Here is a 16556-nt window from a genome sequence, read left to right as displayed (position 1 = left end):
CGCTATCCCTACCGTAACTTAAATCGGTTCATCGCATCCGCGGCCGATGTTCGCCGCGCAGCATCTTTTCATAGCCTATCCCACGGTCGATCATCTCAGGCGTGGCAGTTTGCGCCTTCGCCAGATCGGCCCGGCGCTGTTTGGTCGCGGCCTCGTTGATCTCCGGCTGGCCGGTTGCACCTGCCACCGTGAATACCACACCATAATCGTTCTCGGCACTGGCGAGCGACACCCGGCCCTCGATCACGTCGCGCAACACAAGCTCCAGTTCACGCTGCAGCGGATCGCCCCAGCCACCGCCGCCGGTCGTCACCACGCGAACGACCTGCCCTTTCAGGACAGCTTCGCCATCAACGAGACCGCCGAGATCGTAGCCCTCGCCTTCCGCGTCCACCGTGACGCAAAATGGCTGTCCGGCCTTGCCGCCGTTCAAACCGTAGCAGCCGAGCCGGACCCGGTCCGCCGTCACAATCGTGCGGCAATCAACCAGCGCGCGGTAATGCTTCTCGTAGCCCTGCCCGCCGCGGCGCAGGCCGGCGCCGCCAGAATCGGTACGCAACGCCAGCTTCTCGACCAGCAACGGAAACCGCGTCTCGGTGAATTCCGCGGGCTGATTGCGCGAATCCGGTACGATATGGATCGCATCATTGCCATCGGCATAATAGCGGCCGCCGGAGCCGCCGCCGAGCACCTCGCGCGAGAGAAACGACTTGCCGTCCAGATCAGTACCGAAGAATCCGGTGTAGCGGATGGTTTCCTGGTCAGCCGGCATGCGGCCATCGACCGCCTGTGCCACCACGCCTGCGAGCAGCCCGAGAACGCGCAACAACACGAACGACCGCGCATTCGTCGCGGCCGGCCATTCCGGCGTGATCAGCGTACCCTTCGGGGGAAAGATCACCTCAAAAACGTCGCACACGCCTTCATTGACATGAATTTCCGCGGCGCGCTCGGGCGTATCGGCCAGATTGCGCAGGATCGGCGCGATCCATTTGATCAGGAAGGCACCGTCGGCATAGTCCGCCGGCCAGTTGATCGGTCCGGTCGATTGCGGATCGGTGCCATTGAAGTCGAGCGTGATCTTGCCGCCCTTCTTGGTCATCTTCAGCGCGATCTTGTGCAGCTTCGGATCGGTGATGCCGTCATGCTCGACGTAGTCTTCCCAGGAATATTCGCCGTCGGCGATCTTGGCGAGCAGCTCATTGCGGTAGATGTCGCGGCATTTATCGAGGATCGCCTGAAAGCAGGCTTCGACCTGCTCGCGGCCGAAGCGCTCGAATAGCCCGCCCATCCGGCGCGCGCCCATCAGGCAGGCCTGGATCTCGCTGTCGAGATCGGCCGACAGCATCTCCGGCACGCGGGTATTGCGGCGAACGATGGTGAACACCGCATCGTTGCGCACGCCCTCGCTGTAAATCTTGACCGGCGGAATCGCGATGCCTTCCTCGAACACCGTCGCCGCAGTGCCCGGCATCGAGCCCGGAACCCGGCCGCCGACGTCATCATGATGCCCGAAGGCCTGGATATAGGCGACCACCTCACCACCGTGAAACACCGGCACGGTGCTGCAGAGGTCAGGCAAGTGGCCGATGCTGCCTTCCGTCAAATAAGTATCGTTCATCAGGAAGACGTCGCCGGGCTTCATGGTCTCAGGCGGAAAATCCCGCACCACGCCATTGGGCATCGCCGAATAGGAACGGCCCGTCAGCTTGCGGCAGTAACGGTCAAACAACCCGACCCGGAAATCATGGGCTTCGCGGATCATCGGGCTGCGCGCGGTTCGCTCGATGGCATATTCGATTTCGGCCTCGATCGAATTCAGCGTGCCCTCGACGATTTGCAGCACGATCGGATCGACCGAAACGGTCTCGCGCAACGGTGCGGTCGGCCACGGATGCGAAGTGGAATGCATGTTCATCGCGGCAACTCCTGCGAAGATTTGTCCTGCGAAGAAAGGGCGCGGATCACCAGAATGCCGTGCGGATCGACTTCGACATATTGGCCGGGAAATACCACCGTCGTGGAACCGAACTCCTCGACGACCGCGGGTCCATTGACCCGGCCCGCCGGCGGCAGCGACGCGCGGTCGAACACCGGTGTGTCCACAAACCCTGCGCCGAAATAAACCGCCCGGCTCGATTTCGGCGCGGTATTGCCCGTGCCTCCGGCAAGTTTTGGCATCTGCGGCCGTTCAATCAGACCGAAGCCCGATACGCAGAGATTGACCAGTTCGATCTTCTGCTGCCCAGCGTAATCATAGCCGAACGTCCTGCGATGCGCCGCATTGAAGGCGCCGATCAGTCCCGACAAAAATGTCGCATCGACCGCGCCGCCCGGCGCGGTAACCCGCACCTCCATCGACTGGCCGGCGTAGCGAATATCGGCTTCGCGAACCAGCCTGATGCGCGAGGCTTCGATGCCGTCACGTTCCAGTGTCGCGACCGCATCGCGCTCCAGCGCGGCATAGCGCGCCGCGACATCGGCCAGATCGATGACATCTTCGTGCATGACCTTGGTGACGATGTGGTCGGTGCGCCAATCTACCGCAAGCAGGCCGAACGCCGAAAGATTGCCGGGGTTCGGCGGCACGATGCAGGCCTTCATCGCCAGCAGATCCATCACAGCGGCGGATTGCGCCGGGCCCGCGCCGCCAAATGACAGCAGCGCAAAGGCGCGCGGATCGATGCCGCGCTGGATCGTCATCTGCCGGATTGCGTTCGCCTGACTCCAGTTCGCGATCTCGATAATGCCGCTGGCGAGCTGCTCGACACTCATGTTGCCCGGAAGCCGCGCGGCAAGCGCCGCGATCCCCTCCCGCGCACGCGCGACATTGAGCGCAATGCCGCCGCCGATCAACGAGGGTGGAATACGTCCCAGCACCAGATTGGCATCGGTTATGGTCGGCTCCTTGCCGCCGTTCGGATAGCACATCGGCCCGGGTTCGGCGCCGGCGCTGCGCGGGCCGACCTTGAGGTGCCCCTCGCGGCTGATCCAGGCGATCGAACCGCCGCCGGTGCCGATGGTCTCGATGTCGATCATCGGGATGCGCACTGGAAACGGACCGACCGATCCGCCATTGGTGACATGCGGCTTGCCACCTTCAATCAAGCAAAGATCTGTCGAGGTGCCGCCGGCGTCCAGCGTGACCAGATCGGGAAAGCCCGCAATCTCGGCAATGACGGCGCTGCCGAGCGCCCCGGCCGCCGGACCTGAAAGTGCCGTGGTGATCGGCTTGCGCACCACCTGATCGGCGCTGGCGACGCCGCCGCTCGATTGCATCACCAGGAACGGCTTGTCCTGTAAGCCCGCGCCAAGCTCCTGATGCACGCGCTTGAGATAGCGTTCCATATGCGGCTTGACGAAGGCATCCACCAACGTGGTCACCGCGCGTTCATATTCGCGATATTCCGGCAGCACCACGCAGGACAGCGACAAGGTCGCGTCCGGATATTCCTCGGCGACGATTTCCGCGGCGCGGCGCTCATGCGTATCATTGGCATAGGAATGCAACAGGCAAATTCCGATGGCGCGAATGCCCTGCGCGCGAAAATACTGTGCCGCCTCGCGCACGCTGGCTTCATCAAGCGGACGCAATTCGTTGCCGCGAAAATCCAGCCGGCCGCCGGCTTCCCGGACGAATTGCAGCGGCACGATCCGATCAGGCTTGACCCAGAAGTAGGAATTTCCGTAGCCCTCGGGCACCGACTGCCGGGCGATCTCAAGGATGTGACGGAAGCCCGCATTGACGATCAGGCCGAGTGAATTGATCTCGCCTTGCAGGAGCGCGTTGGTCGCAACCGTGGTGCCGTGGGCCAGACCTGCGACATCATCCGTGGTCGCACCGGCAGCAGCGAGAATTTCGTTGACCCCGCGCAACAGGCCGATCGCGGGGTTGGCCGGCGTGCTCGCAACCTTGGTGACTTGCGTTGCACCGGATTGCGTATCGACCGACACGATGTCGGTGAAAGTTCCGCCGGTATCGATGCCGATACGAAATCGCGCGGCCAAAGATGGAGATGACATGCCTGGTACCATCGATAAATTCACGGGGACGTGCGCGCGTCAGCCAAACCACCGCACTGCGGCAGCATGGGTCCGACGCTCGGCCTAAGTCAAAAGCCGATTATCGATGGCATTATCGGAAAATCCGATCAGCCGGATTTGAGCATTTCGCGCAGTTTAAGCAATGCTGTTTCTTTGCGGCGTGACAGCGGCTCACGCCTACGAAACAGGCTGAATGCGACATTTCGCGCAGGCGTGATCGTGAGCGCTTTCAGCAATCCCAGCGTCACTTCATTCTCGGCGCAAGCGCGCGGAACGATCGCAATGCCGCCGCCCGACTGCACGATCATCTTGATGGTCTCGATATTATCCACCACCGCAAGAATGTTGGGCCTGATTCCCAAATCCGTGAACAGCGAGAACACCACCTGGCCGTAACCCACCGTCAACTCGCTCATGATGAAGGGCTCGGCAAGCAGGCGACCGATATCGATCGGCTGTTTTGAGCGCACCAGAGCGTGCTTCGGATGGGTGATCAACGCCATCTCGGCATCGATCAGGCGGTCGAATATCAATCCGGCCGGTAATCGATCGGGATCGGATTCAATCGCAATGCCGGCATCGATCCGCTCCTCATGAAGTTCGTTGAAGATATTCTTGGTCGGCGCGGTCAAAATATCCAGCCGTACGCCCGGAAGATCGGATTTAAGATCGGTGAACATGCGCGGAATGAAGATCTGGGCCATGCCCGACCCCATGCCGATCGTCACCGTGTCGGACAACGCGCCGCGCAACCGGCGGGCGGTATCGGAGAGGCTGAGCAGATCACCCATCACGCGTTCGGATTCGTACAGGAAAGTTCGCCCGCGGTCGGTGGATTCGATCCCGCCGGAGGTGCGGTTGAACAGTTCGAAGCCGATTTCTTCTTCGAGCAGCTTGACCTGCTCGCTGACAGCCGATTGTGAAATATTTAGCCGCCGCGCCGCCTTGGTAAAGCTGCGCTCCTTGTAGACCGAAAGCGCATAGCGCAACTGGCGAAAATCCAATTTCAAAATCCTCTATCTGGCCGCCGGTATATCGAAATAGCGGCGCGTCTCGAATTGAGTTTCGGCAATCAATTTCCCTTTCCGGATCACCCAGCGGCGGGGCCGCCGTGTGGCGAAAGCCCCGCGCGCATCGTGGGCATCCAGCACCACCAGATCGGCAACGCCGCCGACCGCGACCCGAAAATCCGGCAATCGTAAAGCTTTCGCGCCGTTGCCGGTCACCATATCCATGACCGTCAGAATCTCGGCCGGCTGGCTCATATGGGAGGCGTGGCAGAGCAGGAAGGCAATCTCGAGCGGATCGTTCTGGCCGAACGGATAGAAAGTATCATGCACGCAATCCTGTCCGCAGGCGACATTCACGCCCGCCGCCAGCAGCTCCTTGACCTGCGTCACGCCGCGACGCTTGGGATAATCGTCGAGGCGGCCCTGCAGCATCAGATTGGTGGCGGGATTGGCGATCATGTTGACATTGGCCGCGTGCAGCCGGCCGATCACATGATCGGCATAGTCTCTCGGATAACCCGCCAATGCGCAGGTGTGCCCCGCGGTCACCCGGCCCTGCCAGCCATTGGCAATGGTCAACTCGGCCACCACTTCCAGGGTCCGCGCCGCCGGATCGTCGGTCTCGTCGACATGCATGTCGATGTCGGCGTCGAATTCCCGGGCGATGTCAAACACGATCTCGATATGCCGCCGGCTGTCTTGCGGCGAGGCTTCATTGAATGGCATTCCGCCGACGACATCGACGCCGAGTTTCATCACCTCGCGCATCAGCGCTTCGGTGCCCGGCGATTTAACGATGCCTTCCTGGGGAAACGCCACGATCTGGATATCGATCAGATCGCCAAACCGTTCACGTGCGCGGATCACGCCTTCGGCCGGGCGTGTGCCGCCGATCGGATCGACATCGACATGGCTGCGTAACCGGGAGACGCCATTTTCCAGCGCCCGCGCGAGAACGCGCGAGGCGCGATCCGCGATTTCATCCACGGTGTAATTACGTTTGAGCTCCCACAGGATCTCGATGGCTTCGGTCAGCGTCCCGGAGCGATTGACCGGCGCGCGTTCGGAGATCAGCGCCTTATCGAGATGAATATGCGGCTCGACAAAGCCCGGCACGGCCATTCGGCCCTCCGCATCGAGCGTCAAGGCGGCGGCTGAGGAAGCGCCGCCCGGGCTAACACTCACGAAACGGCCGTTGGCAATTCCGAGATCGCACAGGCCTTCGGAGCCCCACAAAGCGACATTCTTGACCAGGATATCCAGCATCGACAGAGCTCCGCGTTGAGCGCACTGCACAATGCTAATCCATCGGCGAAATTTAGGCGAGACGTCGCGTCATACGGCCGACATCAAGCCGGCGGCGGCACCTTAAAAGTTAACGGCCGTCTGTCCCAACACGCCTCCCAACGAAAGCAGCACGGGAATCACCGTTGTATTCGGCCGCAATATGGCTATATAGTTCGAAGCAGCGGCTGTCGCCGCAGCGTTAAATTCCATCGTTGGTGACCAGGCCCGTCTGCTTAGGCGGGCCGTCGCCATTTCGGGGGTCTGTTACGATGACCGGTTCAAATCGGATTGACCATATCCGCCTGACGTCGCATCCGGCGCCGGGTGCCAAGCATACCTACCCAATCCACTGGGGCGCCGCCAGCGCGCGCGAACGCGGGCCGATCATCGGCACGGTATCGCGTCCGCAGGATCGCAATGTCATCGGCACCCATGGCGGCTCCTATTCGGTCTATCGCGCACTGGCCGTTTCATCCGGCGCGCTCAACCCGATCCGGCGTCCGGATCTCACCAATACCCATCCCGCTGAGACGATCGGGCCGTTCCCGCAATGGAGCGATCCGCAGAAAATCGTCTCGCTGGATCCGTGGGGGCATCTCGCCGCGGAAAACTTCGCGAAGGAAATCGGCGAAGGCATCGATATCCGTCCCAGCATCGCGATCACCCGCGCCCGTCTCGATCTGCCCGAACTGCGGTCCGCGATCGAAGCTGGGCGGCTCAAGGTAGACAATGAAGTCGTGCACAAGAGCGGCAGCGTTTCCGTGGTCAAGATCGCGATCGACCCGGTCTGGTATCTGCCGGGAATGGCGCAACGCTTCGCCACCACCGAAAATAATTTGCGCCGGCAATTGTTCGAGCAGACCGCGGGCATGTTCCCCGAGCTGGTGACGCGGCCCGATCTGCAGGTGTTTTTACCGCCGATCGGCGGCATGACGGCCTATCTGTTCGGCGACGTCAGCAAATTGCCGGACCATCGCACCAGCATCACCTGCCGCGTCCATGACGAGTGCAACGGCTCCGACGTGTTCGGCTCCGATATCTGCACCTGCCGGCCCTATCTGCTGCACGGCATTGAGGAATGCGCGCGCGCCGGGCAGACCGGCGGTCTCGGCATCATCGTCTACAATCGCAAGGAAGGCCGCGCGCTCGGCGAAGTCACCAAATTCCTAGTTTACAACGCCCGCAAGCGCCAGGAAGGCGGCGATGCCGCCGCACAATATTTCGAACGCACCGAATGCGTCGCCGGGGTGCAGGACGCGCGTTTCCAGCAATTGATGCCGGACGTGATCCACTGGCTCGGCCTCAAGCGCATCGATCGTTTCGTTTCCATGAGCGACATGAAGCACGACGCGCTGACCAGCCAGGGCATCGAGATCGTGGAACGCGTGCCGATCCCCGACGAACTGGTGCCGACCGACGCGCATGTCGAAATCGCCGCCAAGAAGGCCGCCGGTTATTATTCGCCGGAGCCGCCACAGCCGCAGGATTTGATCAATTCGGTCGGCCGCTCGCTCGAGAAGTACTGAGAGAGGACGGCCGTGTCCGTGGCAAATTCCGAGACGTCGGCCGCGTTGTCGTTGCTGAATGCCAGGGCGGTTCGCGAGCGCGCGCATCGCATGCTGGCGATCGGCCTTGACGACAGACTGCCGAACTTCCGCATCCATCTCGACCGCATGGACGACGCGGTCGATCTGGTGCTGCAAACGACGCGCAAGGCCTACCCCTCGTTCGAGGTGCCGTTCCATTCGCGCTGGCGGCACTTCGTCATGAACGGCGACAATCGCTGGGCCGATATCGCTAACCAGATTCATTGGCCCGATCGCGCCGCCCGCGCCCGGGCTGAATTCGATCTGGCGATCGTCAGCGTCTTTCTTGACGCCGGCGCCGGCCCGTCATGGCGCTATCACGATCCGAAAACCGGAACGCCGATCGGCCGCTCGGAAGGATTGGGATTGGCCAGCCTTGCGATGTTCGCGGCCGGTGCTTTCTCTGCCGATCCGCGTCAACCGTTGCGGGCTGATGCCGAGGTGCTGGCGAATTTTTCCGTCGCCGAGCTGGAGCGCGGCCTGCAGGTTTCGGACAGCAACCCGCTGGTCGGCCTTGAAGGCCGCGTTGACCTGTTGCGCCGCCTTGGCGCGCTGGTGGCCTCAAAAGCCGACGTGTTCGGCAGCTTCGATAAACCGAGGCCCGGCGGCCTCTTCGATCGGTTGGCGGCGCAAGCAGAGAACCAGCAACTCCCCGCCCCCGCGATCCTCTCCGAACTATTGCGGGAGCTCGGACCAATCTGGCCGTCGCGGTTGACGCTTGGCGGCATCGCGCTCGGCGACTGCTGGAAACATCCGGCGCTGACGACGATGGATGCGACCAGCGGTCTGATGCCGCTGCACAAGCTGTCGCAATGGCTGGCCTATTCCCTGATCGAGCCGCTGCAAACGGCGGGTATCCGCATCACTGACATCGACGGCCTCACGGGCCTCGCCGAATATCGCAATGGCGGCCTGTTCGTCGACATCGGCGTGCTCGGCTTTCGCGATGCCGAAGACGCCCAGCGCGATCATGAAGTGGCGTCATCGCTGGTGGTCGAATGGCGCGCGCTGACTGTGGCGCTGCTGGATCGTGTTGCTGATGGCTTGCGGCAACGGCTTGGGCTCGATGCCACCTCATTGCCTCTGGCGAAAATTCTCGAAGGCGGGACCTGGGCCGCGGGCCGTCTGCTGGCGCGCGAGCGCCGCGCCGATGCTTCGCCGCCCATCAAAGTCATCAGCGACGGCACGGTATTTTAGATCGGATCAACACCATGGACGGCGTCACGATCGTTAGCCACCCGCTGGTGCAGCACAAGCTGACGCTGCTGCGGGAGAAGAACATCTCGACCAAGGCGTTTCGCGAGCTCCTCAAGGAGATCGGGATGCTGTTGTGTTACGAGATCACCCGCGACCTGCCGCTGGCCGATGTCGATATCGAAACGCCGCTGACGCCGATGAAGTCGCCGCAGATCGCGGGCAAGAAACTGGTGTTCGCGCCGGTGCTGCGCGCCGGCGTCACCTTCGCGGACGGCATGCTCGATCTGGTGCCGAATGCGCGCGTCGCCCATATCGGGCTTTATCGCGATCCGCAGACCTTCGTTGCCGTGGAATATTTCTTCAAGGCGCCGAGCGATCTGCACGAGCGGTTGGTGATCGTGATTTCACCGGTGCTGGCGACGGGGAACTCCACCGTCGCCGCGGTCGACCGGTTAAAGGAGCGCGGCGCCAACGACATCCGGCTCGCGTGCCTGATCGCCGCACCCGAAGGCATCGAGCGCATGCGCGGCATTCATCCGGATGTTCCGATCTGGCTCGCCGCGATCGACGAAGGCCTGGACAAGGATGCCTTCATCCTGCCCGGCCTCGGCGACGCGGGTGACCGTGCTTACGGCACCAAATAGGCCTTTATCTCAGGTACCGACGCGAAGCGCAGAACGCTGCTTGCGCAGATAGGCGATGACGGAGAGCGCGGTGATGCGCCCGGTCTTCGGATTCTCCGACGGGATGTTTTCGATCGACATCGAAAAACGGGCTGCATCGGATTCCACCTCGACACGATGGATGTTGCGCGTCACCGTGGGATCGGCCCAGATTTCCAGCCGTGTCCGGTCGGGGCCGATGCCAGCCAGCGACAGCGCCACCGCCACGTTGAGATTGGCCGGAAATCCTTTCGCGGCTTCGCGCGCCGTTCCCTCGAATATTCGCAGCGGCTCGGTGATGCGTTCGATGTCGATGTTGTTTTCGACGATATAGGGCGCGCCGGCCAATCCCTGAACCGGCTTTCGTGTCACCATCCTGACCGAGTGGATGGTCTCGACCGCAGCCGCCGTCACCGCATCGAGCCCGATCAGCGCGCCTGTGGGCACTACGATCTGCCCGCCATTTTGTTTCGCCAACGCGATCAGGTCCTCATTCTCGAGCAGCGCACCGGCGCTGAGAACGATCGCGGTTTTTCCCTTGGTCACAAAGGGCGCGACGATCGATCTCAGGAGTTTTCCGGGCGCGCATTCGATAACGATGTCGGCGGCTTCGGAGAGCTGTTCGATCGGCAAAATCGCGGGCGGAGTAGCCAGCTTGCCGAGCCAGCCTTGGTGCTTCTCGGGGTTCTGCACCGACACCGCAGTGAGGACCAATCCATCGATGCCCCGGTCCAGCGCCTGCGCCACCTTCGTTCCGATCGGGCCGAGTCCGGCAATCGCAACCCGCAGACTGGCTGGCTGGCCTTTGGATACATTCGACATGATTGGATTCTCTTCTTTCAAAATGGCTGTAACGGCGATTCCGGGACGACCTATACCCGCCATCCCGGCTTCCCGCGAGAGCCTTCTCGACCGCAAACCCGCCGGGCTCCCATGCCCGTTTCGAAACCCTTATCGCGCGATAAAAGCTGGCCTCTCCTCCATGAGAATGCTCAAGAAAATCCGCGGACCTGTCGCCTGAAATATGATCTTTTGCTCCTGGCGAAAATCGGCTTTGTTTCGTCCCGGAATATTCGCGCAACGATGCACGGACATCTCGAAGGAGTTAAGACATGAACGGACTCGGCGGCCTCAACAAATCCCCAGAAGGCGTGGTCATCGGCCTTGTTCAGTTGCAATTGCCCGTTGTGGTCACCACTGCGGACCTGGCTCGCCAGACCGAGCGGATCGTCTACATGGTCGGCAAGGCCCGCCGCAATCTCGGCACCATGGACCTCGTGGTGTTCCCGGAATACTCGCTGCACGGCCTATCGATGGACACCAATCCCGCAATCATGTGCCGGCTCGACGGCCCTGAGCTCGCCGCCTTCAAGAAGGCCTGCATCGACAACAAGATCTGGGGCTGCTTCTCGATCATGGAATTCAACCCCGACGGCAATCCCTACAATTCGGGGCTGATCATCGACGATCAGGGCGAGATCAAACTGTACTACCGGAAATTCCACCCCTGGATCCCGGTCGAGCCGTGGGAACCCGGCAATGTCGGCATTCCCGTGATCGAAGGTCCCAAGGGCGCCAAGATCGCGCTGATCATCTGCCATGACGGCATGTTCCCGGAGATGGCGCGGGAATGTGCCTACAAGGGCGCGGAGATCATGATCCGCACTGCCGGCTACACCGCACCGATCCGCGATAGCTGGCGCTTCACCAACCAGGCCAATGCATTCCAGAACCTGATGGTCACAGCCAATGTCTGCATGTGCGGATCGGACGGCTCATTCGATTCCATGGGCGAAGGTATGATCGTGAATTTCGACGGCAGCGTCATCGCCCACGGCACGACCGGACGGGCCGACGAAATCATCACCGCCGAGGTCCGCCCCGATCTGGTGCGCGAGGCGCGGATTCACTGGGGCGTCGAGAACAACATCTATCAGCTCTGGCACCGCGGTTATGTCGCGGTGAAGGGCGGCGCGATGGATTGCCCCTACACCTTCATGCAGGACATGGTCGCCGGCACGTTCCGGCTGCCGTGGGAGGACCAGGTCAAGGTCACCGACGGCACATCCTGCGGCTTCCCGGCCCCGACACGCATCTTCATGGACAAGACCGCGAAGGCGGCGGAGTAATCGCCGCTTCTTAGAGCCTTATCGGTTCTGATTGAATCAGAACCGGGCTCTAATCTTTTATTTTGACGCGTTTTCTTCACGCGAACCGGTATCCACTTCGCTCGAAAACGCTCTCAGTGCGGCTGATGGATTTGCGGACGAGGCCGGGTAAAGGACGCCCGGCCGCGTTTGATGCCCCACAGCGGCTGCGCCAGCGTCGCGACCGCATCGGCGGGATTGCCCGCATCCACGCAGACGAGGTCGGCCGGTCCGCTGACCTTGATACCGTAATCGTCGAGCCGCATCAGCCGCGCCGCAGAGCCCGTGATCATGTCGAGGCAACCAGCGAGGTCGGCCGGCCGCGCAACGTGGCAGACATTGGCATAGAGGTTCGCCATCCGGATCAGCGAGCCGTCGCCATAGGGCGTGAACGGATTGAGGACATTGTTGGTCGAGATCGAACAGGTCACGCCGGCCTTGCGCAGTGGTTCGGCGGGCACCACGCCGCGCGGCACCGCATGATCATGGCTGCGGCCCATCAAGTGCAGATCGGTCGACGGCAATATCGTCACCGCGACGCCCGCGCTCGCCAGTTGTTTTGCGATGGCGCCAAAGCGCTCCGGTGGCAGCAGCGACATCTGGGTAGCGTGGCCGACCGCAACGCGCCCGCCCCAGCCGAATTCCTCGGTTTTGCGGCAGACATATTCGATCTGCATGCCCTGCGTAGTCTCGGCAAGATCGAGATGCATGTCGATCTCGGCGTCGAAGTCGCGCGCGATCGCAAAGATACGATCGATCTGGGCACGCGGGTCGGTGTCGAAATACGGCACCGCCCCGATCGCCCGCGCGCCGCGGCGCAGACCTTCGATCAGCAATTCCTCGGTGCCAGGATTGTTGGTCAGCCCCTCCTGCGGGAACACGCATAATTCGAGGTCCATCGCCCAGGCATAATCGCGCGCCAACTGATCGACCGCCTCGAAGCCGATCATGCCGATGCCGGGATCAAGCTCGACATGGGTGCGCATCCGCATCGTGCCCTGGGTGATGCAGCGCTCCAGCGTGCGTTTGCCCCGCGCATACACGTCTTCGACGGTAAAGCCGCGCTTGGCAGCGGCGGTTTCCCGGACGGCTTCAGCAACGGTGCCTTCCTCGAGGCGGCAGCGGTCCATGATGCAGGTCTTGTCGAGATGGATGTGCGTCTCGATCATGCCCGGGATGACCAGGCAACCCGCCGCATCCAGTTCGCGTCCATCCGCGCTCAGCGATGGCGAGATCGCGGCGATAGTGGTGCCGGCAATACCGATATCGACGACGGCAAGCTCGCTGCCACTTAGCACAGCGGCGTTACGAATGATCAGATCCATCAATTCACCACAGCGGGATGGGCACCCAGATAGGCGTCGTCCAGCATTGCGTCCCGCAATTGCGAAGGTGCGCCCTGCGCCACCACACGACCACCTGATATCACATAGCCGCGATCCGCAATGGCGAGAACATGATCCGCCATCTGGTCGACAATCAACAACGTCATGCCCTCTTCCCGCAACCGGGTAAACTGTCCAAACAACTCGGCCGCGACCGCCGGCGCCAGACCCAGCGACGGCTCATCCAGCAAAAGGATATCCGGCCGCGCCAACAGCCCGCGCGCTACGGCCAGCATCTGCTGTTCGCCGCCGGACAACAGACCCGCCGCCGTATGAAGGCGCGGGCGTAATCGCGGAAATCGCTCAAGCATGGCCTCGATCTCGGCATTGTCGAAGTCGCCGCGGCGGGTTGCGCCCAGGCGGAGGTTCTCGGCGACTGTCAGTTGCGGGAATACCTGCCGGCCCTCGGGCACCAGAATCAAACCGGCGCGCGCGACCAGATGCGCCGGAAGCCGCGCTAGCTCGACACCGCCAAAGCCGATCGCGCCCTCGACCGGGCGGATCAGCCCGCTCAGCGCTTTCATCAGCGTAGACTTGCCGGCCCCGTTGGGGCCGAGCACCGCGATGGTCTCGCCACGGCCGACCCGCAAGCCGATCTGATGAAGTACGCCGAGAGGTCCGTAGCCGGCGTTGAGATCGCGCACATCGAGCAAGGGAGCACCGGCCGGGCGCGGGGCCAGCGGCTCGATCGATGTGGTGGCCCCGAGATAGGCCGCCTTGACCGCGGGATCGGCGCGCACCGCAGCCGGCACGCCCGAGGCAATACGTCGCCCCGCGTCGAGCACGACGATCTCGTCCGAGATCGACATCACCAGCGACATGTCATGCTCGACCAGCACGACGGCTAGCCCGGCGCGCGCCAGTCGTTGAAGAAGGCTACCCAGTTTCGCGGTGTCGGCATCATCAAGCCCGGCGGCCGGCTCATCCAGCAGCAGCACGGCGGGTTTGGTCGCCAAGGCGCGGGCGATCTCGACAAGCCGGCGATCGACATGCGGCAACGTCGCGGCAAGCCGTGTCTCCGAACCCGTATAGCCAACCAATGCAAGCAACGCCCGCGCCAGGGCTTCCGGCGCTTCGCCTCGCCAGGCGCCGCGCAGCAATCCAAGGCGGACATTGTCCAATACGCTGAGACCACCAAATGGCTGCGCGGTCTGAAAAGTGCGGGCGAGGCCCGCGCGCGCGGCATCGTAGGCCGGCTGGCCCGTGATATCGGCGCTTCCAACATGCACCTTTCCGGTGTCCGGGCGTTGAAAGCCGCTGACCAGATTGAGCAGCGTGGTTTTGCCAGCGCCGTTGGGACCGATCACGCTGGTCACACGGCCCGGCGGCGCGGTCAGATCGACACCCGCCACCGCAACGACGCCGCCGAACGCGACACGAACGCCTTCGGCCACGAGACTGCCGCTGGAGCCCGCGATATGCGCTAAAGCGAGATCGATATCCGGCCTTGCATGGGGAACAGATGCTTGCGGCATCACCAGCCGCGCGATCGCGCCGGCAATCCCATCCGGCGCGATCCACAAGACGATCAGCAACCCGGCACCGAAAACCAGCAGGCGATATTCGGCGAGGCTCGCGAGAAATTCCGGCAGCAGCACGACCACAGCGGCACCGACCAGCGGGCCGAGCGTGCGGCCCGCGCCTCCGAGCACCACCACCAACAGGAACAGGATCGACTGCGAAAACGGAAACGAACTCGGCGCAATGAAACCCGTCAGTGCGGCCTGCAATCCCCCGGCCAGCCCCGCCGCGACAGCGGCCAGCACGAACGCTGCCGTGCGCACCGGCAACGCGCTGATCCCGATGCCGCGCGCTGCGGCCGGAGCTGCAGCCGTCGCCTGCATCGCAAGCCCGAGCGGACTGCGCGTAAAATAGTAAAACAGCACAAGCGCCAGCACACAGAGCGCACAGGCCAATAACGCCGTGCCGCCGGTGCCGAACGGCGCCGGAATGCCGGCGAGACCGCTGGCGCCACCGGTCAGGCCCTGCCACTCCACGGAAACGGATTCAACGATGAAACCGAAAGCAATCGTGACCATGGCGAGATAAGGACCGGTCACCCGCAGCGCCGGGATCGAGAGCACGGCCGATATCGCTGCGACCAGCAAGACGGCGAGCGGCAACGCTTCCCAGAAATTCAGGCCAGCCTTGGTCGTGAGGATTCCGACGCCGTAGGCACCAAGTGCCAGAAAGCCGCCCTGCCCGAGCGAGACTTCCCCGGCGAGACCAAGCAGCACGTTGAGGCCGACGCCGACCAGCGCGGTGGTCGCCAGCGTTCCCATCAGATAGGCGTAGTAGCCAGGCGCCAACAGACAGGTTGCGGCAACGCCGGCCGCCAGCAGCGCCGCAATCACGAAGAAGATGGCCTTCATACCCGCACCTTGGCCCGGCCACCGAATAGTCCCGACGGCGCCAGCGCAAGTGCGGCGATAACGGCGGTGAATGTGACGATCTGGGTGCTTCCCGAACCCAGCCATGTCGTGGCGCAGGCTTCGACCAGGCCGTAAGCCAATCCGGCGATCACGACGCCCCAGGGATTGGTCAGACCACCGAGGATCGCGACCGCGAACGCCTTGATGCCGAACAACGTGCCCATGTCATACGCGACGTTGTACAGCGGCGCGATCAGGATGCCGCCGATCCCGGCCAATAGCGCCGCCGCCGCATAGGTGAGCGCAATGAGCATCGTTACATCGATGCTCATCAGCCGCGCGGCGTCCGGATTCTCGACCGCCGCGCGCAGCTTCAGCCCCAGTGCCGTTCGATGCATGCCGAGATGGACCAGCAGCGCCAGACCCAATCCGACCACCGGCACCAGAACCTGCAGCGGAAAGATGCCGACATTGCCGATGACCCAGGGATCATCGGCCAGGGCGGATGGAAGCGCGCGCGGCTCCTTGCCGAACAGCACCATCGCGACGTTGTCGAGCACGATGCCAAGCGCCACGGTCGCCATCAGCCAGGAGTTGGTCCCGCGCGCGACAAACGGCCGGACTGCGATCCGTTCGACCACCAGGCCCCAAATGGCACAGGCCAACAGCGCCACGGGAACCGCCGATATCATCGGCCAGCGCATGCCAACCGCCAGCGTGTGACACAGGACCGCGCCCAGCATCACCGACGACCCCTGCGCGAAGTTCACCGTGCCGGAGACGGCAAACGTCAAGGTGAAACCAAGCGCAATCAGGCCGTAGATGCTGCCGAGACTTAATCCTGAAACAATGGCGGTCGCGAGCAT

The 16556-nt window shown here is 62.8% G+C and carries 12 protein-coding genes; 4 read left to right on the top strand and 8 right to left on the bottom strand.

Annotation, left to right across the window (positions count from 1 at the left end):
- Positions 1–28 precede the first annotated feature (28 nt).
- The 4 genes from HB676_RS04230 to HB676_RS04215 all read right to left on the bottom strand — a co-directional run bounded on the left by HB676_RS04230 (position 29) and on the right by HB676_RS04215 (position 6320).
- Positions 29–1918, bottom strand: a complete 1890-nt coding sequence (locus HB676_RS04230) for a hydantoinase B/oxoprolinase family protein (protein ID WP_213736416.1) — start codon at positions 1916–1918, stop codon at positions 29–31.
- Positions 1915–4023 carry a hydantoinase/oxoprolinase family protein gene (locus tag HB676_RS04225; protein WP_213736415.1) on the bottom strand — a complete coding sequence of 703 codons (2109 nt, stop codon included), beginning with the start codon at positions 4021–4023 and terminating at the stop codon, positions 1915–1917. Before HB676_RS04225 ends, HB676_RS04230 begins: the two co-directional genes overlap by 4 nt.
- Positions 4024–4151: 128 nt before the next feature.
- On the bottom strand, positions 4152–5048 hold the full coding sequence (locus HB676_RS04220) for a LysR family transcriptional regulator (protein WP_213736414.1): 897 nt from the start codon (positions 5046–5048) through the stop codon (positions 4152–4154).
- A gap of 12 nt (positions 5049–5060) precedes the next feature.
- Positions 5061–6320, bottom strand: a complete 1260-nt coding sequence (locus HB676_RS04215; RefSeq protein WP_213736413.1) for an amidohydrolase family protein — start codon at positions 6318–6320, stop codon at positions 5061–5063.
- Between the two features lie 290 nt (positions 6321–6610).
- On the opposite strand from HB676_RS04215, the gene HB676_RS04210 reads away from it, so the two are divergent.
- From HB676_RS04210 to upp, 3 genes are read left to right on the top strand one after another with little or no spacing between them, the layout of a single operon-like run.
- The gene (locus HB676_RS04210; RefSeq protein WP_213736412.1) at positions 6611–7867 is read left to right on the top strand and encodes a GTP cyclohydrolase II; all 1257 of its coding nucleotides are present in this window, start codon (positions 6611–6613) and stop codon (positions 7865–7867) included.
- Between the two features lie 18 nt (positions 7868–7885).
- Positions 7886–9124 carry a DUF1688 family protein gene (locus tag HB676_RS04205; protein WP_213736603.1) on the top strand — a complete coding sequence of 413 codons (1239 nt, stop codon included), beginning with the start codon at positions 7886–7888 and terminating at the stop codon, positions 9122–9124.
- 14 nt (positions 9125–9138) lie between these two features.
- Positions 9139–9768 (top strand): uracil phosphoribosyltransferase, encoded by a 630-nt coding sequence (upp, locus tag HB676_RS04200; protein WP_213736411.1) that lies wholly within the window; start codon positions 9139–9141, stop codon positions 9766–9768.
- Between the two features lie 9 nt (positions 9769–9777).
- On the opposite strand, the gene HB676_RS04195 is transcribed toward upp, so the two are convergent.
- On the bottom strand, positions 9778–10608 hold the full coding sequence (locus tag HB676_RS04195; protein ID WP_213736410.1) for an aspartate dehydrogenase: 831 nt from the start codon (positions 10606–10608) through the stop codon (positions 9778–9780).
- A 290-nt stretch (positions 10609–10898) separates the two neighbouring features.
- Here HB676_RS04195 and HB676_RS04190 point away from each other — a divergent pair, with 290 nt between their 5' ends.
- Entirely contained in the window at positions 10899–11915 is a 1017-nt protein-coding gene (locus tag HB676_RS04190; RefSeq protein WP_213736409.1) for a formamidase, read from the top strand.
- Positions 11916–12028: 113 nt separating this feature from the next.
- Here the strand turns inward: HB676_RS04190 and HB676_RS04185 are convergent, their stop codons facing one another.
- Genes HB676_RS04185 through HB676_RS04175 form a run of 3 tightly spaced genes read right to left on the bottom strand, consistent with a single transcriptional unit; the run spans position 12029 to position 16556 of the window.
- Positions 12029–13258 carry an amidohydrolase family protein gene (locus HB676_RS04185; RefSeq protein WP_213736408.1) on the bottom strand — a complete coding sequence of 410 codons (1230 nt, stop codon included), beginning with the start codon at positions 13256–13258 and terminating at the stop codon, positions 12029–12031.
- On the bottom strand, positions 13258–15690 hold the full coding sequence (locus tag HB676_RS04180; RefSeq protein ID WP_213736407.1) for a branched-chain amino acid ABC transporter ATP-binding protein/permease: 2433 nt from the start codon (positions 15688–15690) through the stop codon (positions 13258–13260). Before HB676_RS04180 ends, HB676_RS04185 begins: the two co-directional genes overlap by 1 nt.
- Positions 15687–16556, bottom strand: coding sequence for a branched-chain amino acid ABC transporter permease (locus HB676_RS04175; RefSeq protein ID WP_213736406.1), 870 nt, complete (start codon positions 16554–16556; stop codon positions 15687–15689). The genes HB676_RS04180 and HB676_RS04175 overlap by 4 nt, the downstream gene beginning before the upstream one ends.

The sequence above is a fragment of the Bradyrhizobium sp. dw_411 genome (genome assembly GCF_018449695.1).
Taxonomy (GTDB): domain Bacteria; phylum Pseudomonadota; class Alphaproteobacteria; order Rhizobiales; family Xanthobacteraceae; genus Bradyrhizobium.
The sequence above is the reverse complement of the archived record's forward strand: the minus strand, read 5'-3'. Positions and strand labels throughout refer to the sequence as shown.